Raw genomic sequence first — 19498 nt, 5'->3', positions numbered from 1 at the left:
TGTGGGGTTCCGGTCGACGCGCACGCGAGGTCATGCCCGACGCCTGTCGGGCTGCGCTGCTGTCGTGCTGGAAGTCGGTGAGCTTCATGGTCAGCCATCTTTGCATGCGGCCGGGGCCGGCGCAAGGGCCGGGGTCCCAGAATCAGGGATTGCTGGCCGTGCCCTGCTCCGGGCCGACCCAGGGCGTGATCGACACCCGGATCTTGAGCCGGTTGCCGGGGTCTTCCGGCAGCCGCGAACGGTACTTGGTGCCCTTGTAGACGTAATCCACGTCGTAGGCGATGGGCCGGCGGAATTCACGCCCCACCGGCACGATGCGGCAGTCGCGGGTCAGCATCGGGCCAGTGTTGGCCGGTGCCGGGGCCGGCGTCTCGGCTCCGGGCTCCTCAACGGCCTCTTCGTCGCTGCGCTTGAACATCGAGCGCACCGAGTCCCAGAAGCGGCTGATCCGGCCCTTGTCCTCGACCGGCTCCTCGCCGGTCACGTTCACCGGGGCCAGGGTCCGGGTCGACACCGGCTCGCAGTGCTCCTCGGTGCGGGTCGCGCGCAGGGTCTGGAACACCGGCTCCACGTTCAGCACCTGGGCGTAGTCGAACTTCACGTTCTCAACGATCACCACCCGGTTGCGGGGCTCGGCCTCCTGCGCCAGCACCACGGCGGGCAGCGCCGACAGGCAGGCCAGGGTCAGCAACGCGGTGGATTTCATTGGCGACGGGAGCAAGGACACGGCAATAGTGTAGGCAGTGGCGAGCGCAAGGGGCTGAACATTACCCGTCCACGCCGCTCCTGCCCACCCCACCCCGGGCGGCCCCGGCGTCCACCGGTGGCAACGGGTGCCCCCAAAGGGGGCCGACACGTTCTAAAATCACAGGCTTGTCCCCCAGCCACAGCCCCATGACCCTGCGCCTGCACAACAACCTGACTCGCCAGCTCGAACCGTTCACCCCGCTCGATCCGGCCTGTCCGACCCTGTATGTGTGCGGCCCGACGGTCTACAACTACGTGCACATCGGCAACGCCCGTGGCCCGGTGGTGTTCGGGGTGCTGGCCGACCTGCTGCGGCGCCGTTTCGGTGGCCTGCGCTACGCGCGCAACATCACCGACGTGGACGACAAGATCAACACCGCCGCGCGCGAGCAGGGCGTACCGATCAGCACCATCACCGACAGGTTCGCCGCCGCCTACCGTGAGGACATGGCCGCGCTGGGCGTGGTGCCGCCGGACATCGAGCCGGAGGTGACCGCGCACATTCCGCAGATCATCACCATGATCGAGCAGCTGATCGCCAACGGGCATGCCTACGCTGCCGAAGGCCACGTGCTGTTCGCGGTGGCCAGCTTCGATGGCTACGGCAAGCTCTCGCGCCGCGATCCGGACGAAATGCTGGCCGGCGCCCGTGTCGACGTGGCCCCGTACAAGCGTGATCCGGGTGATTTCGTGCTGTGGAAGCCGTCCAGCGACGACCTGCCCGGCTGGGCGTCGCCCTGGGGCCGTGGCCGCCCGGGCTGGCACATCGAGTGCTCGGCAATGGCCGCCGCCCACCTGGGCGAGACCATCGACATCCATGCCGGCGGCGTCGACCTGCAGTTCCCGCACCACGAGAACGAGCTTGCGCAGAGCGAGTGCGCCCACGGCGGCAAGATCTTCGCCCGCTTCTGGCTGCACAACGGCATGCTCAACTTCGGCGGCGCCAAGATGAGCAAGTCGCTGGGCAACATCGAGCGCGTGCACGACCTGGTGCGCCAGCACCCGCCGGAAGCACTGCGCCTGGCCCTGCTGTCGGCCCACTACCGGCAACCGCTGGACTGGTCCGATGGCCTGATCGAACAGTCGGTGCGCACCCTGGACCGCCTGTACGGCACCTTGCGCGAGCTAGGCGACGTTGAGGCCCCTGCTGAGATTCCAGCGATCATCGAGGAAATTCTAGACGATGATCTAAATACCCCGCAGGCGCTAGCCGAGCTCTACGCATACGCGGACAGCGCTTCCAGACTGCAGCACCAGCGCAGCTGGATAATCCAGCATTTGAGCTCAGTAAGTAAATTCTCGGCGCTGACGCGCGTCGATGCACGAACAAATGTTGGCCTGCTGGTCAAAGTCGGAGCCATTACCGAAGATCACCGTGAGCTTTTTGAGCAACAGTCGGCCGGGCTGAGCAACGCTGAAATCGCTCAGCTCCTTAAGCAGTCTCTAAAGGACTGGCAGCCACCGGCACGAGCACTGCGCTTGGCCAAATCGCGCCTCCTCGGCGCCGGCCTGGCCTTGGGCCTGCTGCAGGCCGATCCGGCGCAATGGTTCGGTACCGCCGCCGGCGATGATGGTGACGATGCGCGCATCCAGGGCCTGATCGATGAGCGTGCCGCTGCCAAGAAGGCGCGCGACTTCGCCCGTTCCGACGCCATCCGCGACCAGCTGGCCGCCGAAGGCATCGTGCTGGAAGACACCCCGCAGGGCGTGCGCTGGTCGCGCAAGCGCGGCTGACCCGCCCTGCCCCGTGGCCGGTACGCCGGCCACGCCCCCACCGTAGAGACTGTTGTGATCGACTCCCCGTTCCCGCTTGAACCCACCGCCGCCGAGGCACAGGCCGCCATCGCCGAGGAATTCGGCTTCTTCGGCGACTGGTCCGAGCGTTACCAGTACCTGATCGACCTCGGCCGCAAGCTGCCGGCCTTCCCGGAAGAATGGAAGACCGAAGAGCATCGCCTGCTCGGCTGCCAGTCGATGGTCTGGATCGTGCCCGAAGGCAACGCGCAGTCGCTGCGCTTCCATGCCATCAGTGATTCGGCGATTGTCTCCGGCCTGATCTTCCTGGCCCTGCGTGTGTACTCCGGGCGCTCGGCGCAGGAGATCCTGGCTACCGAGCCGAGCTACATCCAGGACATCGGCCTGGCCCGCCACCTCTCGCCGACCCGCAGCAACGGCGTGGCGGCGATGCTGGCCTTCATCCGCGAGACCGCGCAGGCCCAGCTGCAGCGCGACCCGTCGTGAGCGAGCCTGCCACAGCCGAAGACAGCGCGCTGGGCCTGCTGTCCCGGCCCGGTTTCGCCAGGCTGCTGGCGTACCGCATCTTCGCGATGCTGTCCTACCAGGTGGTCGCGGTCACCGTCGGCTGGCACATCTACGAAGTCACCCGCAATCCGTTCTCGCTGGGCCTGATCGGCCTGGCCGAGGTGCTGCCGTTCTTCTGCGTGGCGCCGTTCGCCGGTTACCTGGTGGATCACCTGCCGCGCCGCCGCCTGGGCATGGTCGCCTGTTGCGGACTGATCGCCACCGCACTGGTATTGACCAGCGTGGCCATGGGCTGGCTGCCGATCGACGGCGTGTGGCCGATCTACGCAGCCATTGCGCTGACCGGCATGGTCCGCGCCTTCCTGTCGCCGATCTACAACGCCCTGTTCGCCCGCGTACTGGCCCGTGACCAGTTCGCGCGTGGCGCCGGCCTGGGCGCGGTGGTATTCCAGGCCGGCATGATCGCCGGCCCGGCACTGGGCGGCGTGCTGGTCGGCTTCGGTGGCAAGGGCCTGTCCTACGCGGTGGCCACCGCCTTCGCGCTGGTGGCGATGGCCTGTCTGGCCACGCTGAAGGTGGAGGAGCCGGTGCACACCGGCCCTGCCGCGCCGATCTTCAAGAGCATCGCCGAAGGCGCGCGCTTCGTGGTCGGCAACCGGATCATGGTCGGCGCGATGGCGCTGGACATGTTCTCGGTGCTGCTGGGCGGCGTGGTGGCGATGCTGCCGGCGTTCCTGCACGAAATCCTGCACCACGGCCCGGAAGGCCTGGGCATCCTGCGCGCGATGCCGGCGCTGGGCTCGGTGTGCGTGGGCCTGTGGCTGGCCCGCCACCCGCTGCACCGCAATGCCGGCCGCGTGCTGCTGTTCGCGGTGGCCGGCTTCGGCCTGTGCGTGATCAGCTTCGGGCTGTCGCAGCACTTCTGGCTGTCGGCGCTGATCCTGCTGTTCTACGGCGCCTTCGATGGCGTCTCGGTGGTGATCCGCTCGACCATCCTGCAGCTGGCCACGCCGGAAGAAATGCGCGGTCGCGTATCGTCGATCAACGGCATCTTCATCAGTTCGTCCAACGAGCTGGGCGCGTTCTATGCCGGCACGATGGCGAAGCTGCTCGGCCTGGTACCGGCCGTGGTGCTGGGCGGGTTCGCGGTGCTGAGCGTGGCCGGGATCACCGCGTGGAAGAACCCGACGCTGCGGAAGTTGAATCTTCGCGACCTGCAGTGAGCCTGTAGAGCCGAGCCCATGCTCGGCTGCGTATTTCCGTGCGCCCACGCGCCGGGCCATGCCCGGCGGGCTCTTTCCGCGACCGCGGTGGGGTGTCACGTTTCTTTTCGCGCGAAAAGAAAAGTAACCAAAGAAACACGCCGCCATCCGCGAGCCGGCGCTGCGCGCCGGTGCCCTGTGCTCCTCGGTGAATCAGGGGACGACGCGGAGAGCCAGCCGACCAGCAGTCGGCTCTACAGGATAGAGCCGCCTCTTCGCCCCTGATTCCCCTGCGGTGCTCGGCTCGCTACAAGGCGGACTCAACAGCCGCGAGCGCACGCAAGACCGCTCCTGTCGGCCTGAGCCGAGCGTGGGCTCGGCTCTACATCGGCCGCGCACGCAGGAAACCGTCGAGAGCCTGCGGGTGGGTCCGGGCAGGACCGTCCGCGGCATGGATGCCGCGGCCGAGCTTACAGGGATGTACTTGCATCGTGTCCTGCCCGGACCCACCCGCAGGCTCCACCCGATACCCGGAAGGCGCTCTACACAGCCAACTCGAACCCAACAAAAAACCCGGCCGAAGCCGGGTTTTCTGCATGACCAGACAACGATCAGGAATCAGTCGCCCTGCTGCTTCTGCAGATGCTCCCAACGCTCCTGGGCATCGATGGTGCGCTCGGCGGTCAGGCGCGCCTCCAGGCGCTCCAGGCCGATTTCTTCGCCGGTGTCGACGCAGTAACCGTAGTCGCCCGCTTCCAGGCGCTTCAGGGTGCTGTCGATCTTGCCGATCAGCTTGCGGTAGCGGTCGCGGGTACGCAGTTCCAGCGAGTTCTCGGTTTCGCGGGTCGCGCGCTCGGCTTCGTCGCCGATGTCACGCACTTCCTCGCGCAGGTTCTCGATGGTCTGCTTGGACTCTTCCACCAGGTCCGCGCGCCAGTTCTGCAGGCGCTGGCGGAAATACTCCTGCTGCAGCGGGCTCATGTATTCCTCTTCCGAGGACGGCTTGTAGCCAGCCGGCAGGATCGGGCGGCCGGTGGCCTCGTCGGTCTTGTATTCGACCACCTTGTACTTGCTGCGCGGGGCCGGTGCTGCCGAGCGGGCGGCGACGGCCACGGCAACCTTGCCGACAGGGCGCGACACGGTCTTCGGGGCGGAATCGGATTTCACGGCGGTTTTGGCAGGCGATTTCGAAACGGGCACGGGATTCTTGGATTGCGGGGCCTTCGAAGCGGCAGGAGCGGCGGCCGGGGCCGGCTTGGAGGCCGGTTGGGCTGCTGCCACTGCCACGGTCTTGGCCGGGACAGGCTTGGCCGGAGCCGGCTTGGCAGCAGGCTTCGGTGCGGACTTCACTACTGGGGCCGGGGCCGGCTTTACGGCCGGTGCGGCAACATTCTTGGCAACCTTCTTTGCAGCGGCAGGCGTGGCGACCGGCTTGGCCGCAGCGACCTTCTTTGCCGCCGGCTTGGCGACCGGCTTGGCTGCAGCCTTCTTCACCACCGCCTTCGGCGCCGGCTTGGCTGCTGCCTTCTTGACCACCGGCTTGGCGACGGTCTTCTTCACCGGCGCAGCCTTGCTGACGGCCTTTTTCACCGGCGCCTTCTTGCTGGCAGCGGCTGGCTTGGCCTTGGCGGGCGCAGCGGCCTTCTTCGCCACCGGCTTGGTTGCCTTGACCGGCGTTTTCTTTGCGGTGGCCTTCCTGGCCGCCGGTTGCGAGGACGCTGCCTTGGTCGCCGGCTTGCTCGCCGGCTTCTTGGCAACGGGCTTTGCCGCCAACTTCTTCACAACAGGCTTGGCGGTTTTCTTGGCGGCCGTTGCGGCCTTCTTTGCAGTTTTTTTAGCAGCCACGAAACGCTCTTCCTTGGATTCCCCGGGGCCCGGGAAAGCGGGCCTTTATAGCCTACCCGACCCGCAGCAGCAACCTCGGCACCCTGCTCCATTCAGTCCTGGAGCCAAGGCGCCCAATGGGCAGTCCGACGAACACGGACCGCCTTGCGCGGTACGGAACCTGGCCAGCACCCGACGGTGCTGGTACCGGTCGCAGGCCATCGGCGACATGCGACCAACGGCCCATCCTGCACAAATGCGGCCTTCATGCCAACTGGCATAAGATGACTGGGTGATCTCGCGCCTGCTCATCGCCCTGCTGCGCTTCTACAAGCGCTTCATCAGCCCCTTGCTGGGGCCCCGCTGCCGTTTCGTGCCGAGCTGTTCTGAATACGCGATGGACGCGATCTCGCGGCACGGCCCGCTGCGCGGCAGCTGGCTGGCTGCGCGCAGGCTGGGCCGCTGCCACCCGTTCCATCCCGGCGGCTTCGACCCCGTGCCCGAGTCCCCCAACGCCCCCTCTTGCCGTTGCACAGGAAAACATTGACATGTCCTCCACCCTCATCACCAATGCCCGCATGGTCAACGAAGGCCGCACCTTCGACGGCGACCTGCGCATCGAGAACGGCCGCATCGCGCAGATCGGCAACGGGCTGGCGCCGCGCGACGGCGAGCAGGTGGTGGACGCGGCCGGGCGCTGGCTGCTCCCGGGCATGATCGATGACCAGGTGCACTTCCGCGAACCGGGCCTGACCCACAAGGGCGACATCGCCAGCGAATCGGCGGCGGCCGTGGCCGGTGGCCTGACCAGCTTCATGGACATGCCCAACACCAACCCGCCGACGCTGGATTCGACCATCCTGGAAGCCAAGTACGAGCTCGCGCGCGGCCGCGCCTGGGCCAACTACGGCTTCTACCACGGCGCCAGCAATGACAACCTGGACGCCATCCGTGCGCTGGACCCGAAGAAGGCGCCGGGCGTGAAGGTGTTCATGGGTGCTTCGACCGGCAACATGCTGGTCGACAATCCCGAAACGCTGGACGCGATCTTCCGCGAATGCCCGACCCCGATCATCACGCACTGCGAAGACACGCCGATGATCGATGCCAACCTGAAGGCCTTCCAGGAAAAGTACGGCGATGCGCTGACCCCGGACATGCACCCGGACATCCGCTCGCGCGAAGCCTGCATCAAGTCGACCCGCCTGGCGATGTCGCTGGCGCGCAAACACGGCACCCGCCTGCACGTGCTGCACATCTCCACCGCCGATGAACTGGCGCTGTTCGAGAAGGGCCCGCTGATCCGCGCCGATGGCAGCCGCAAGCAGATCACCGCTGAAACCTGCGTGCACTTCCTGCACTTCGCGCGCCCGGACTATGCGACCAAGGGCAACCTGATCAAGTGCAACCCGGCCATCAAGGAAGTGTCCGACCGCGAGGCGATCACCGCTGCGCTGGCCGACGACGTGCTGGACGTGCTGGCTACCGACCACGCGCCGCACACCTGGGAAGAGAAGCAGAAGCCCTACGCGCAGGCCCCCTCCGGCCTGCCACTGGTGCAGTACGCGCTGGTGGCCGCGCTGGAGCGCGTGCACGAAGGCAAGCTGACCCGCGAGCAGGTGGTGCAGAAGTTCGCCCACGCCCCGGCGCAGCTGTTCGACGTGGAAGAACGTGGTTTCCTGCGCGAAGGCTACTTCGCCGATCTGGTCCTGGTCGAAGACGTGCCGTTCACGATCAAGCGCGAGGACGTGCTGTCCAAGTGCGGCTGGTCGCCGTTTGAGGGCACCACCTTCCGTTCGCGCGTCGCCTCCACCTGGGTCAACGGCCAGCTGGTGTGGGACGGCAGCAACCTGGTGGGCGAACCCGCCGGCCAGCGCATGACCTACGACCGCTGATGCGCTCGGCACTTCTGATCGGGTCGCTGCTGGCCGCGCCCCTGTTTTCCGTACCCGCGGCGCAGGCGCAGGCGCAGGATGGCATTGGCAGCCTGATCGACAGCCGCGTGGTGTTCCCGGCCAGTGCGTCGCAGGGCGCACTGGTGATCGGCAAGGTTCCCGCCGGCAGCCGCGTGCAGTACGCCGGTCGCCAGCTGCGGGTGAGCGGCTACGGCAGCGTGGTGTTCGGCATCGGCCGTGACGAGAAGGGCCCGCTGCGCGTGCAGGTGCAGCGCCCCGATGGTGGCAGCGAGACCGCGACCATTGCGGTGACGCCGCGCGACTGGCCCACAGAGCGGGTCAATGGCGTGCCGCCGAAGACGGTCAACCCGCCGCCGGCGATTGCCGAGCGGATCAAGCGCGAACAGGCGCAGGTGACCTCCGCACGCGCCCGCGATGACGACCGCACCGACTTCACCCAGACCTTCATCTGGCCGGTGCAGGGCCGCATCAGCGGCCGCTTCGGCAATGCCCGCGTGTACAACGGCCAGCCCGGTGCCGGTCATTCCGGCATGGACATCGCGGTGCCGACCGGCACGCCGGTGAAAGCACCGGCCGCCGGCATCGTCACCTTCGCCGGCCCGGACCTGTACCTGACCGGCGGCACGTTGCTGCTCGACCACGGCTTCGGGGTCAGCTCCAACTTCCTGCACCTCTCGCGCATCGACGTAAAGGTCGGCGACCGGGTTGAACAGGGCCAGGTGATCGCTGCGGTCGGCGCCACCGGCCGCGCCACCGGCCCGCACCTGCACTGGGGCATGAACTGGTTCGAGACCCGTATCGACCCGCTGCTGGTGCTGGAGCGCAAGTAACGGTAGTGCCGGCCGCTGGCCGGCAACCTCATCCTCTTCCGCGCCCTGCTGGATGCCGGCCAGCGGCCGGCACTACCAGGTACGTTGGATCAACCGCGCGCGGCCCACCACACGCGCAGCAGGGTGCGCACCGGGGTGGCCTCGATCGGCTTGCCTGCGGCCTGTGCCGCCACCCGCGCACGCGCCAGGCTGGACCACACACGGCGCGGGCGCGGGCCGGGCACGCGGGTGCCCCACCCCTTCAACAGATGCTGCGCCCAGCGCTGTGCGGCATTGCTGGCGTCCTCGTCCAGCAGGCTGCGCGGCACACCCGCCACGCCAGCGTCCTGCAGGCGCTGCGCCAAGGTCTGCAGCTGCACCGCACGACCGGCGCCGGTGCGCGGCTTGTCAGCGAACAAGGCCGCCTCCACCGCGGCTACGGCCTCGGCGTAGTTCGCCAGCGCGCGCCCGGCGCCGGCCGCATCCAGCGCGACCGTGCGCGCTTCAACCAGATCCGGAAGTGCTTCGGCCAACTGGGCCCACGGTGCACGCACCGGCTCCAGCAGCCTGCCCAGCGGATGGCGCGAGCGATGTCCCGCCCAGCTGCGCAGCTCCTCGCCCCACCACGCCAGCTTGGCGTCGGCCGGCAGCGGATCGCCGCTGGTGTTGAGCATGTCGTCGAACTCCTGCAGCAGCGCGAACCACGCCACTGCAAGCTCGCGTTGCGATTCGGCCACGAACGGGGCGGCCACCGACCATTCCGGCCAACGGCTGCGCCACTTGTCGAGGAAACTGTCCAGCGCGGTACTGCTCACTACACCATTCCTTACGGCTGGGCCGGGGCTGCCGGCCGGGTCGGCCAGAGACTGGCCAGTTGCAGAAGTTCAGCGTTCTCGACCAGCACGTCGGCCTGCCAGGCCAGCGGATCGTCGCTGTGCAGGCGGTAGCCCCACAGGGCTGCCACCGACGGCATGGCCGCGGCCCGCGCGGCGATGATGTCGCGCTCGTCGTCACCCACGTACACACAGTCTTCGGCGGCAACGCCAATGGCCTGCGCAGCGTGCAGCAGCGGCAGCGGGTGAGGTTTGCGCTCGGCCAGGCTGTCACCGCCGACCAGCACTGCACAGCGCTGCTGCCAGCCGTGCTGCGGCAGGATCAGCCGCGCCAGGTACTCGGGCTTGTTGGTGACGATGCCCCACACGGTGCCGGCGTCATCCAGCGCGGCAAGCATGCCGGCCACGCCATCGAACAGCACCGCGTGCTGGCCGATCAGCGCTTCGTAGCGCTGCAGGAATTCCGGAATCAGTGCATCTCGCGCAGCGGCATCCAGGTCCGGGAAAGCGGCCCCGACCATCGCGCGCGAGCCCTTGGATACCACCGGGCGCAGCACCGCCGGATCGATCGGCGCACGACCACGCTCGGCCAGCATCGCGTTGCAGGTAGCGACGAAGTCCGGCGCGCTGTCCAGCAGGGTGCCGTCCAGGTCGAACAGCACCGCACGCGGGAAGCGGGCGGCGGTCATGCCGGCTTGACCGCGTAGGCCAGGTAGTTGATGTCGGTGCGGCTGCTCAGGCGGGCATGGTTGCGCCACGGCTCGTAGGCCATGCCGCTGACATCCACCAGTTGCAGGTCGGCCTCGCGCAGCCAGCGCGCCAGCTCGGCCGGCTTGATGAATTCCTGGTAGTGGTGCGTGCCCTTGGGCAGCAGGCGCGCCACGTACTCGGCGCCGACGATCGCCACCGCGAACGCGGCGGCGGTGCGGTTGATGGTCGACAGGAACAGGTGGCCGCCCGGCTTCAGCAGGCGCTTGCAGGCCTCGATGATCGCGCCCGGGTCCGGCACGTGCTCCAGCATTTCCATGCAGGTGACCACGTCGAAGCTGCCCGGCTGCTCGGCGGCCAGATCCTCGGCCGCCTGCACCCGGTAATCGACCTGGGCGCCGCTTTCCAGCGCATGCAGGCGCGCGACCTTGACCAGCTCCGGGGCCAGGTCGATGGCGGTGACGTCAGCACCGGCCTGGGCCAGCGCTTCGCTCAACAGGCCGCCACCGCAGCCGATGTCGAGCACGCGGGCGCCGCGCAGCGGCACGCGGTCAGCCACGTACTGCAGGCGCACCGGATTCAGCGCATGCAGCGGCTTCTGCGGGCCGTCAGCGTCCCACCAGCGGTTGGCCAGCGCAGCGAACTTGTCCAGCTCGGCCTGATCGAAATTTGAGGAAGCGTGGGGGGCAGTCATGGGGGATGTCCTTGCGGCGCCAGGGTTCAGGCGCGGATATGGCGGATGCGCTCGCGCCACTGGCGCGCGTTGGCGATGATGCCCGGCAGGTCCATGCCGACCAGCTCGCGCTGCACCAGCTTCGGCTTGCCGGCGATCCAGACATCGCTGACCTGCTGGCGGCCGGTGGCGTACACCAGCTGCGACAGCACGTTGTGCAGCGGCTGTGTTTCCAGCGCGGACAGATCAACGCAGACCAGGTCGGCCTGCTTGCCGACTTCGATCGAGCCGATGCGGTCGCCGAAGCCGAGCGCGCGTGCGCCACCCAGCGTGGACGCGCGCAGCGTGGTTGCCGCGTCCAGTGCAGTGGCGTCGTCGGCCACGGCCTTGGCCAGGATCGCCGCGGTGCGGTTCTCGCTGAACATGTCCAGGTCGTTGTTGCTGGCGCAGCCATCGGTACCGATCGCCAGGTTCACGCCTGCGCGCTGCAGGGCGCAGGCCGGGCAGAAACCGGAGGCCAGCTTCAGGTTGGATTCCGGGCAATGCACCACGCTGACGCCACGTTCGGCGCACAGGTGGATTTCCGCATCGGTCAGCTGGGTCATGTGCACCGCGATCAGGCGGTCGTTGACCAGGCCGAGCCGATCCAGCCGCGCCAGCGGGCGCTGGCCGTGCAGCCTGATCGAATCGTTGATTTCCTGCGCGGTCTCGTGGGTGTGCAGGTGCACCTGCATGTCGAGCTGGTCGGACAGCATCCGCACCCGCTCGAAGTTGGCATCATTGACCGTGTAAGGCGCATGCGGCGCGAACGCGGTGCCGATCAGCGGATCGGTGCGCCACTGGTCGTGCAGTTCACCGGCCTTGGCGAAGTACTCGTCGTCGGTCTTGGCCCAGGCGGTGGGGAAATCGATGATGACCGCGCCCACCAGCGCGCGGAAACCGTGTTTCTTGTAGACCGCGGCCTGCACGTCGCCGAAGAAGTAGTTCTCGTTGGCGCAGGTGGTGCCGCCGCGCAGCATCTCGGCGATGGCCAGGGTGGTACCGTCGGCAACGAATTCGGGGCCGATCACCGCCGCTTCCACCGGCCAGATGTGCTGCTGCAGCCAGGTCATCAGCGGCAGGTCGTCGGCAACGCCGCGCAGCAGGGTCATCGGGTTGTGCGTGTGCGCGTTGACCAGGCCCGGCATCAGCGCAGCCTCGGGTCGGCTCACCACCTGGGTGGCGCGGAAGCGTGCGCGCGCCTCGGCACGCGGCAGGATGGCCACGATCTCGCTGCCACGCACGGCAACGGCATGGTCTTCCAGCACCACCGCATGCGGCTCGATCGGAACGACGTAACCGGCTTCGATGAGCAGGTCGCAGGCTTCGGGGAGGTGCGGGCTATCGCTCATGCGGGCTCACTGGCTGTGGGGGCGGCGAGATACTTCTGGGGACACGCCCCTGAGTAAGGGGCTGCCGCGAAGCGGCGGGGTCTGGAGACCCGTGAAGCGGGGCCCATGATCTGCCGAAGCAGATCATGGGAGCGCCAGCGCGAATGTGCTGGCGCGTACCCGGCCAGCGGCCGGCACTACCGCAAGGTCGGCCTATGGCCGGAACCTTACTTGACGCGTGCGGAGTATTCGCCCGAACGGGTGTCGACGCGGATCACTTCGTCCTGGTTGACGAACAGCGGCACGCGGACCACGGCGCCGGTTTCCAGGGTGGCCGGCTTGCCGCCGCCGCCCGAGGTGTCGCCACGGACGCCCGGATCGGTTTCGGTGATCTTCAGTTCGACGAAGTTCGGCGGCTGCACGAAGATCGGCTCACCGTTCCACAGGGTGACCACGCAGGACTCTTCGCCCTTCAGCCACTTTTCGGCGCCGCCCATGCCGGCCTTGGTGGCCTGGACCTGCTCGAAGGATTCCGGGTCCATGAAGTGCCAGTACTCACCGTCGCTGTACATGAAGTTCATGTCGGTATCGACGACGTCGGCTGCATCCAGCGAGTCGGTCGACTTCATGGTTACTTCCTGGGTACGGCCGTCCTTGATCAGGCGGTACTTCACGCGGGTGAAGGCCTGGCCCTTGCCCGGCTTGACGTATTCGGTGTCGATGATGACGGCCGGTTGGTTGTTGACCAGGATCTTCATCCCGTTCTTGACGTCGTTCATGCCGTAGCTGGCCATGCGTAAACTCCTGAGTGGCAAAAACGCCGCGGGTGCGGCGAGCCGTTAGAATGGAAAGCCCACCGGGTGCCGGTGGGCGACTGTTTTTCTGCCCCCATGATAACCGCAGGCCCCCTCTCCATGCAGCTTTCCGCCTTCCCCCGGCCCCAGTCGCCAGGCGCGCCCGCGCGCTGGCAGCAGCTCTGGCGCCAGGCGCTGCGCGACCCGCACGCCCTGCTGGCCCGGCTGCAGCTAGACCCGGCCGCGCTGGGTGTCTCGGAGGCGGCCATTGCCCAGTTCGCGCTGCGCGTGCCGGAGGGCTTCGTGGCGCGCATGCGCGTGGGCGACGCGGCCGACCCGCTGCTGCGCCAGGTGCTGCCCGTCGACGAGGAAATGCGCCCGGCACCCGGGTTCAGTTTCGATGCGGTGGGTGATGGTGCCGCCAGGAAGGCCACCGGCGTCATCCAGAAGTACCGTGGACGCGCCCTGCTGGTCGCCACCGGCAGTTGCGCGATCAACTGCCGCTACTGCTTCCGCCGCCACTTCGACTATGCCGCGGAAAACGCCGCCAAGGGCGGCTGGCAGGAGGCCGTAGCGGCCATCGCGGCCGACCCGGACATCGACGAGGTCATCCTGTCCGGCGGCGACCCGCTGTCACTGGCCACGCACAAGCTGGCCGAGCTGACCGATGCGCTGCGCGCGATCCCGCACATCCGCCGCCTGCGCATCCACACCCGGCTGCCGATCGTGCTGCCGGAGCGCGTGGACGAGGAGCTGCTGGCCTGGCTGGGCAGCCTGCCGTGGCCGCTGGCGATCGTGGTCCACGCCAACCATGCCAATGAGTTCGACGCCAGCGTGGACGCTGCGATGAGCCGCCTGCGCGGCGTCGGCGCCCAGCTGCTGAACCAGGCCGTCCTGCTGCGCGGGGTCAACGACAGCGTGCAGGCCCTGCAGGACCTGAGCGAGCGCAGCTTCGCCGCCGGCGTGCTGCCCTATTACCTGCACCAGCTGGACCGGGTCGAGGGCGTGGCCCACTTCGAAGTGGACGACAGCCAGGCCAAGGCGCTGATTGCCGGCCTGACCGCACGCCTGTCCGGCTACCTGATCCCCAAGCTGGTGCGCGAACTGCCCGGCGACCCGAGCAAGCGCCCGGTGTAATTCCGCAGGGGGTCAGATCCCTTTTCCTGCGGAAAAGGGATCTGACCCCGACACAACAACCGTCGGTCAGAGACCCGATTCGATCATCCGCACCACTTCGGTGGCAGTCACCGGGTGGCTCAGCCAGTAGCCCTGGCCAAGATCGCAGCCGCGCTGCACCAGCAGTTCGAACTGCGCCTGCTGCTCGATGCCCTCGGCCACCACCGTGATGCCCAGTGCGTGGGCCATGGCGATGATGGCCGTGGTCAGTGCCAGATCGTCGGGATCGCGCTGCATGTCGGCCACGAAACTCTTGTCGATCTTCACGCCGTCCACCGGCACCTGGCGCAGGTGGCTGAGACCGGAGAAGCCCGTTCCGAAATCATCCAGCCAGACCTTCACGCCGGTGCGGTGCAGCTTGTCCAGCAGCTGCGCGGCAACCATCTCGTCGCCGATCACTGCGGTTTCGGTCAGCTCCAGGTGCAGGCGCGAGGCCGGTAGCCCGGACTCATGCAGGCACTGTGCAACCAGCGCCGGCAGCTCGCCGCCGCGCAGCTGCCGCGGTGATACGTTCACCGACACGAACAGATCGTCGCCGCCCGCCCCCCGTGGCCACTGCGAGGCTTCCATGCAGGCCGCACGCAGCACCTTCGGGCCGATGATCTCGATCAGTCCACTCTGCTCGGCCACTTCGATGAACACCGACGGCGGAATCGTGCCCAGGGTCGGATGCTGCCAGCGCAGCAGCACTTCGACGCCGACCATGCGCCGGTCGCGCATGCGGAAGATCGGCTGGTAGGCCAGGCGCAGCTCGCCGCGCTCCCAGGCCCCGCGCAGCTCCTGCTCCATGTGCACGCGGCGCTCGACCGCATGGTCCATCGCCCGGCTGTAATGGCGGTAGCAGTTCTTGCCGGCCATCTTCGCCTGGTACATGGCGATGTCGCCGTTCTTCAGCAGCGTGGTCGCATCGGCGGCATCGTCCGGGAACAGGGTCACGCCGATCGAGGTCCCCAGGAACAGCTCCCTGCCCTGTACCACCAGCGGCTTGCCCAGTTCGCGCACCAGCACCTCGGCCAGCAGCCGGGCGTTCGCGGCCACGTCGCCATCGCCGACCAGGATCACGAACTCGACGCCGCCGAAGCGGGCCAGCAGCGCCTCATCGCCTCCCGCTTCGGCAACCGCGCGCCCGATGCGCTGTGCGAACTGCAACAGCGCTTCGTCACCGGCCTCGTGGCCGAGGGTATCGTTGACGCGCTTGAAGTCGTCGATATCGGCGAACAGCAGGCCCAGCCGATGATTGGATGCGCGCGCCGCCATCAGGCGATGGTCCAGTGCTTCCCGGAACGCCAGCCGGTTGGTCAACCCGGTCAGCGCATCGGTATAGGCCATGCGCCGCACCTCGCGGTCATGGCGGGCGATGGAATCGCGCATCCGGGCAAAGCCGCGCACCAGCTCGCCGACCTCGTCATTGCGGGTGTTCTCGGCCAGCGGCGCCTGGTAGTCGCCAGCCTCGATGCGGCGTGCCGCAGCGGCCAGGTCCCGGATCGGCGCCACCAGGGTGCGCTGCACGTACAGGATCACCACCACGCCGATCACCACCAGCAGGCCCAGCATCAGCAGCAGCCAGCCCAGGTGGCGGCTGCCGACCTGCTGCAGGCGCTCGCCGAGCGTGGCATTGGCTGCCTGTTCGCGCTGCTGCACCTCGTCCAGCGCCATGCCGACGCGGACGCCGCCGATGCGCTGGTTGCCGACCATGATCGGCATGGTGTTGTCGAGCACCTTGGGCGATTCCTGCACCACCAGCGCCTGCGCCACCGCGGCCTTGGGAGCGAGCGGGTCGGCCATCGGCTGGCCGAAGCCGGGCACCTCGATCGAGCCGTCATGCACCAGCCGGCCACGGTCGTCGAACACCAGCACATAGCGCACGACCGGCTGCCGTGCGGTGCTGCGCACCAGCGCACCGACCTGGTCCAGGTCGCGGTAGTACAACGGGTTGGCCAGCGCGTCGGACAGCTCGCGCGCCATCGCTTCGCCGCGGCTGCGCACGCTGCGGTCGAACAGTTCATGGATGACGCCACCACTGAGGTTGCGCACCTCGCCCTGCATCGCCGCCTGCCGCCCCAGCAACACTGCCAGGATCGCCACCACCACGACCATCGCCCCGCCCATCGCGAGCAGGAACCGGGCCTGCATTCCCGAGCCGAGCCACTTCATTCCACTTCCATCCGCACGCGCGTCAATCCTTGTTTCAATTCATCCAGCCGCTGCTGCGCATGCGCATCGACGCGGTGGAAACCGGAAGTACCGAAAAACCGATGCAACGCCCCCTGCGCCTGCGGGTCACTGGCCGCCTGCAGCAGGACGTCCTGCAGCCGGTCACGCACCCGCGGGTCGAGGTCGGCGCGCACCATCTCCACCGCCCGCGGGTAGGGCCTGGTGCGCAGCAGCTCGCGGAAGTCGCGCCGGAATGCCGCCGGCATCCGTCGCTCGTCGTTCCAGTCCACGCTGCTCACCGCCCCCACGTCAACCACGCCCTTGTGCACGAACGTAGCGATGTTCAACTCGCTGCGCGCGAACACATACCCCACACTGTCCCGGCCCGGCATGTCCCACACGCCGGCCAGGATCTGCGGCGCCAGCCCCTCCTGCAGCAGCGTCATCACCGGCACCAGGTAGGCACTGGTGGACGCCGTGTTCTGCAACGCCAGGCGATGCCCACGCATATCCTGGATGCGCTGGACCGGACTGTCGCGGCGCACGAAGAACACGGTCTGGTACTCACGCACGCCATTGCGCTCGGTCAGCAACAACGGCCGCGCGCCACTGCGCTGGCCGAGTGCCACCGCCGTACCCGACGTTTCCGTGACCCAGTCGACCCGCCCCCGCCGCAGATAGCTGGCCATCTGCTGCGGGTCGCGCGCCATCAGGATCCGCCCCTCCTTGATGCCGACGTCATGCATGCGTGCCACCACATAGTCCAGCAACGGCTGCAGCTGCTCGTAATGGGCCTTGGGATCATCGCTGATCCGGCCCAGCACCAGCACCGGGTCCGGTGCTGCATGCACCGTCCCGGCCAGCAGGATCATGACCAGGCTCAGCAGTCCCCTCTGCACTGCCCTTCGCAGACCCGACACAGGCTTCATCCCCCCCTGGGTATCCGGACAGACTACCCGAAAAAATGAGAACGTCGTCAGCTGTCCTTGTTGCCCGCTTGTGCCAGTCGCGCCATGCGCTGGGTGTCGGCCAGGATGCCGCGCAACAGGCGCACTTCCTGCTCGCTCGGCTCGCTGCGCAGGAACAGGCGGCGCAGCTTGCGCATCGCTGATTCCGGTGCGCGGCCCTTGTGGAAATCGATCTCGTCCAAGGTGTCGCCGAGCTGGGCGAAGAAGCTCTCCATCTGCTCATGGCTGGCGGCCTGTTCGCGGAAACCCGGCTCGGCGTCGGCGGCCGGCTGCGCGCCCAGCAGCTGCATGCGCGTTTCATAGGCCAGCACCTGTACCGCAGCTGCCAGGTTGAGCGAGCTGAACGCCGGGTCGGATGGAATATGCACCGCCGCATGGCAGAGCTGCAGTTCCTCGTTGGTCAGCCCGGTGCGCTCGCGACCGAACACCAGCGCCACCTCGGCGCCCTCGCCCACCTTGGCCACCGCACGGGCGGCGGCATCGGCCGGCAGGTACTCCTCCAGCTGGACGCGGCGGGCACGGGCGGTGCAGCCCAGCACCAGTCGGCAATCGGCCACGGCCTCGGCCAGGGTGGCCACCACCGGGGCGTCCCCCAGCACGTCTTCGGCACCGGCCGAGCGGCGGAAAGCCTCCTCGTCCAGCGGTTTTTCGGGGGCGACCAGCACCAGGCGGGCCAGGCCCATGGTCTTCAGGGCACGGGCGGCAGCGCCCATGTTGCCGGGGTGCTGGGTACCGACCAGGACGAATCGGAGGCGGGTGGCGGCGGGAAACTGGGACATGAACAGGGAAAAGGTCGAGCTGGACGATGACCAATGGTAAACTGTGCGGCCGGCCACTGCGCCGGACCCGCTCTTTTCCCCCGCCAGTCCATCTCTTCTGCCTTTCCGGGAGCCCACGCCATGCAGAAACCCGCCGTCACCGTCATGGTCAAGGCCGCCCGCCTCGCCGGCAACGTCCTGTTGCGCAACATCAACAAGCTCGAGGCACTGAACGTGGTGCAGAAGGGCCGGATGGACTACGCCAGCGAAGTGGATGCGGACGCGGAAAAGGTCATCGTCAAGGAACTCAAGCGCGCTTACCCGGACTACGGCATCTTCGGCGAAGAAGGTGGCGTGCAGGGCGAGCGCCGCCAGATGTGGGTCATCGACCCGCTGGACGGCACCAGCAATTACCTGCGCGGCGTGCCGCACTACTGCGTGTCGATCGCTCTGGTCGAGAATGGCGAACCGACCGATGCGGTCATCTTCGACCCGCTGCGCAATGAACTGTTCACCGCAAGCCGTGGCGCTGGCGCCGTGCTGAACGACCGCCGCATCCGCGTGGCCGATCGCAAGGACCTGGAAGGCACGATGATCCACACCGGCTTCGCGCCGCGCGAGCGCAGCCGTGCCAGCGCCCAGCTGAAGGCGGTTGACGCCCTGCTGGTGCACGGCGAGGACATCCGCCGCACCGGCTCGGCCGCACTGGACCTGGCCTACGTGGCCTGCGGCCGCGCCGACGCCTACTTCGAAGCCGGCGTGAAGGCGTGGGACATCGCCGCCGGCCTGCTGCTGGTCCGCGAGGCGGGTGGCAAGGTCTGCGACTTCAAGGGCGCGACCCTGGGCCGCATGGACAACCGTGGCCCGGAGACCCACCAGATCGTGGCCGGCAACCTGAAGGTGGCCGAGTCGCTGCAGAAGGTGCTGGTCAACACCGGTTATGCGGCGGAGTTCGACGCGAAATTCTGAGGTTTCGCGTAATGCGGTTCATGGAGACGGCACCTGCGAGGGTGCCGTTTTCGTTTGTGCGCACGGAGAGTCGTTTCCGCGACCGCGGAGGGGTGTCGCTTTCTTTGCTCGTGCAAAGAAAGTAACCAAAGAAACACGCCGCCAGGGCGCGAGCCGATGCTACGCATCGGTACCCTGCGCTCCTCGGCCCGTCGAGGGACGGTGCGGGAACTCGCTGCGCTCAGACACCCGCACCTCTTCGCCCTCGCCGGACCTGCGGTGCTCGGCTCGCTCAAGGCGGACCCAAGGTCAAATGCCACAGCTGAACCCAGTAAATCCACGCCACGTGTGGATGC

Annotated in this window: 17 protein-coding genes and 1 pseudogene; 8 read left to right on the top strand and 10 right to left on the bottom strand. The window is 67.9% G+C overall.

Annotated features, from left to right (window positions below; genetic code table 11):
• Window positions 1-142 precede the first annotated feature (142 nt).
• Window positions 143-706 carry a glycine zipper 2TM domain-containing protein gene (locus AC5P7I_RS12880; protein ID WP_014647790.1) on the bottom strand — a complete coding sequence of 188 codons (564 nt, stop codon included), beginning with the start codon at window positions 704-706 and terminating at the stop codon, window positions 143-145.
• 188 nt (window positions 707-894) lie between these two features.
• Between AC5P7I_RS12880 and cysS the strand changes: the two are divergent.
• The 3 genes and pseudogenes from cysS to AC5P7I_RS12865 all read left to right on the top strand — a co-directional run.
• Window positions 895-2367, top strand: a pseudogene (gene cysS / locus AC5P7I_RS12875) (cysteine--tRNA ligase); the annotation flags it as partial.
• A gap of 168 nt (window positions 2368-2535) precedes the next feature.
• Window positions 2536-2988 carry a SufE family protein gene (locus tag AC5P7I_RS12870; RefSeq protein WP_032956126.1) on the top strand — a complete coding sequence of 151 codons (453 nt, stop codon included), beginning with the start codon at window positions 2536-2538 and terminating at the stop codon, window positions 2986-2988.
• Window positions 2985-4232, top strand: coding sequence for an MFS transporter (locus AC5P7I_RS12865; RefSeq protein ID WP_032956128.1), 1248 nt, complete (start codon window positions 2985-2987; stop codon window positions 4230-4232). The genes AC5P7I_RS12870 and AC5P7I_RS12865 overlap by 4 nt, the downstream gene beginning before the upstream one ends.
• Before the next feature lie 597 nt (window positions 4233-4829).
• On the opposite strand, the gene dksA is transcribed toward AC5P7I_RS12865, so the two are convergent.
• Window positions 4830-6056, bottom strand: coding sequence for an RNA polymerase-binding protein DksA (gene dksA, locus AC5P7I_RS12860; RefSeq protein ID WP_075076325.1), 1227 nt, complete (start codon window positions 6054-6056; stop codon window positions 4830-4832).
• Window positions 6057-6327: 271 nt separating this feature from the next.
• Here dksA and yidD point away from each other — a divergent pair, with 271 nt between their 5' ends.
• The 3 genes from yidD to AC5P7I_RS12845 are packed head-to-tail and all read left to right on the top strand — an operon-like array spanning window position 6328 to window position 8781.
• Window positions 6328-6582 (top strand): membrane protein insertion efficiency factor YidD, encoded by a 255-nt coding sequence (gene yidD / locus AC5P7I_RS12855; protein WP_014037867.1) that lies wholly within the window; start codon window positions 6328-6330, stop codon window positions 6580-6582.
• 1 nt (window position 6583) lies between these two features.
• Window positions 6584-7930 (top strand): dihydroorotase, encoded by a 1347-nt coding sequence (locus AC5P7I_RS12850; protein WP_164077498.1) that lies wholly within the window; start codon window positions 6584-6586, stop codon window positions 7928-7930.
• The gene (locus AC5P7I_RS12845; RefSeq protein ID WP_262088001.1) at window positions 7930-8781 is read left to right on the top strand and encodes a M23 family metallopeptidase; all 852 of its coding nucleotides are present in this window, start codon (window positions 7930-7932) and stop codon (window positions 8779-8781) included. Before AC5P7I_RS12850 ends, AC5P7I_RS12845 begins: the two co-directional genes overlap by 1 nt.
• Before the next feature lie 89 nt (window positions 8782-8870).
• Here AC5P7I_RS12845 and AC5P7I_RS12840 read toward each other — a convergent pair whose 3' ends face one another.
• The 5 genes from AC5P7I_RS12840 to efp all read right to left on the bottom strand — a co-directional run bounded on the left by AC5P7I_RS12840 (window position 8871) and on the right by efp (window position 13138).
• Window positions 8871-9575 (bottom strand): squalene/phytoene synthase family protein, encoded by a 705-nt coding sequence (locus tag AC5P7I_RS12840; protein WP_014647798.1) that lies wholly within the window; start codon window positions 9573-9575, stop codon window positions 8871-8873.
• Between the two features lie 11 nt (window positions 9576-9586).
• The gene (locus tag AC5P7I_RS12835; RefSeq protein ID WP_014647799.1) at window positions 9587-10282 is read right to left on the bottom strand and encodes a phosphoglycolate phosphatase; all 696 of its coding nucleotides are present in this window, start codon (window positions 10280-10282) and stop codon (window positions 9587-9589) included.
• Complete coding sequence (gene ubiG, locus AC5P7I_RS12830; RefSeq protein WP_014647800.1) at window positions 10279-10995, bottom strand: bifunctional 2-polyprenyl-6-hydroxyphenol methylase/3-demethylubiquinol 3-O-methyltransferase UbiG; 717 nt, start codon at window positions 10993-10995, stop codon at window positions 10279-10281. The genes AC5P7I_RS12835 and ubiG overlap by 4 nt, the downstream gene beginning before the upstream one ends.
• Window positions 10996-11021: 26 nt before the next feature.
• The gene (locus AC5P7I_RS12825; RefSeq protein WP_014647801.1) at window positions 11022-12365 is read right to left on the bottom strand and encodes a TRZ/ATZ family hydrolase; all 1344 of its coding nucleotides are present in this window, start codon (window positions 12363-12365) and stop codon (window positions 11022-11024) included.
• A gap of 206 nt (window positions 12366-12571) precedes the next feature.
• Window positions 12572-13138, bottom strand: a complete 567-nt coding sequence (efp, locus tag AC5P7I_RS12820; protein WP_005410381.1) for an elongation factor P — start codon at window positions 13136-13138, stop codon at window positions 12572-12574.
• Window positions 13139-13234: 96 nt separating this feature from the next.
• Here efp and epmB point away from each other — a divergent pair, with 96 nt between their 5' ends.
• Window positions 13235-14275: an EF-P beta-lysylation protein EpmB gene (gene epmB, locus AC5P7I_RS12815; protein ID WP_180834965.1), complete on the top strand. Its 1041-nt coding sequence runs from the start codon at window positions 13235-13237 to the stop codon at window positions 14273-14275.
• 66 nt (window positions 14276-14341) lie between these two features.
• Here the strand turns inward: epmB and AC5P7I_RS12810 are convergent, their stop codons facing one another.
• From AC5P7I_RS12810 to AC5P7I_RS12800, 3 genes are all read right to left on the bottom strand, one after another.
• Complete coding sequence (locus AC5P7I_RS12810; protein ID WP_495222161.1) at window positions 14342-16468, bottom strand: putative bifunctional diguanylate cyclase/phosphodiesterase; 2127 nt, start codon at window positions 16466-16468, stop codon at window positions 14342-14344.
• Window positions 16465-17340: a phosphate/phosphite/phosphonate ABC transporter substrate-binding protein gene (locus AC5P7I_RS12805; protein WP_227864238.1), complete on the bottom strand. Its 876-nt coding sequence runs from the start codon at window positions 17338-17340 to the stop codon at window positions 16465-16467. The genes AC5P7I_RS12810 and AC5P7I_RS12805 overlap by 4 nt, the downstream gene beginning before the upstream one ends.
• Before the next feature lie 104 nt (window positions 17341-17444).
• Complete coding sequence (locus AC5P7I_RS12800; RefSeq protein WP_164077501.1) at window positions 17445-18215, bottom strand: TrmJ/YjtD family RNA methyltransferase; 771 nt, start codon at window positions 18213-18215, stop codon at window positions 17445-17447.
• 120 nt (window positions 18216-18335) lie between these two features.
• Here AC5P7I_RS12800 and AC5P7I_RS12795 point away from each other — a divergent pair, with 120 nt between their 5' ends.
• Window positions 18336-19163 (top strand): inositol monophosphatase family protein, encoded by an 828-nt coding sequence (locus AC5P7I_RS12795; RefSeq protein WP_005417749.1) that lies wholly within the window; start codon window positions 18336-18338, stop codon window positions 19161-19163.
• Window positions 19164-19498: the final 335 nt, after the last annotated feature.

It is taken from the genome of Stenotrophomonas sp. YJH_SMC_138 (assembly GCF_059369855.1).
Note: the sequence above shows the minus strand (reverse complement) of the source record. Positions and strands in the feature narration are given on the sequence as shown.

Coding starts and splice junctions, on each gene's coding strand:
- AC5P7I_RS12880 (WP_014647790.1), bottom strand. CDS start 706: ATGAAATCCACCGCGTTGCTGACCCTGGCCTGCCTGTCGGCGCTGCCC.
- AC5P7I_RS12850 (WP_164077498.1), top strand. CDS start 6,584: ATGTCCTCCACCCTCATCACCAATGCCCGCATGGTCAACGAAGGCCGC.
- AC5P7I_RS12845 (WP_262088001.1), top strand. CDS start 7,930: ATGCGCTCGGCACTTCTGATCGGGTCGCTGCTGGCCGCGCCCCTGTTT.
- AC5P7I_RS12835 (WP_014647799.1), bottom strand. CDS start 10,282: ATGACCGCCGCCCGCTTCCCGCGTGCGGTGCTGTTCGACCTGGACGGC.
- ubiG (WP_014647800.1), bottom strand. CDS start 10,995: ATGACTGCCCCCCACGCTTCCTCAAATTTCGATCAGGCCGAGCTGGAC.
- AC5P7I_RS12825 (WP_014647801.1), bottom strand. CDS start 12,365: ATGAGCGATAGCCCGCACCTCCCCGAAGCCTGCGACCTGCTCATCGAA.
- efp (WP_005410381.1), bottom strand. CDS start 13,138: ATGGCCAGCTACGGCATGAACGACGTCAAGAACGGGATGAAGATCCTG.
- epmB (WP_180834965.1), top strand. CDS start 13,235: ATGATAACCGCAGGCCCCCTCTCCATGCAGCTTTCCGCCTTCCCCCGG.
- AC5P7I_RS12810 (WP_495222161.1), bottom strand. CDS start 16,468: ATGAAGTGGCTCGGCTCGGGAATGCAGGCCCGGTTCCTGCTCGCGATG.
- AC5P7I_RS12805 (WP_227864238.1), bottom strand. CDS start 17,340: ATGATCCTGCTGGCCGGGACGGTGCATGCAGCACCGGACCCGGTGCTG.
- AC5P7I_RS12800 (WP_164077501.1), bottom strand. CDS start 18,215: ATGTCCCAGTTTCCCGCCGCCACCCGCCTCCGATTCGTCCTGGTCGGT.
- AC5P7I_RS12795 (WP_005417749.1), top strand. CDS start 18,336: ATGCAGAAACCCGCCGTCACCGTCATGGTCAAGGCCGCCCGCCTCGCC.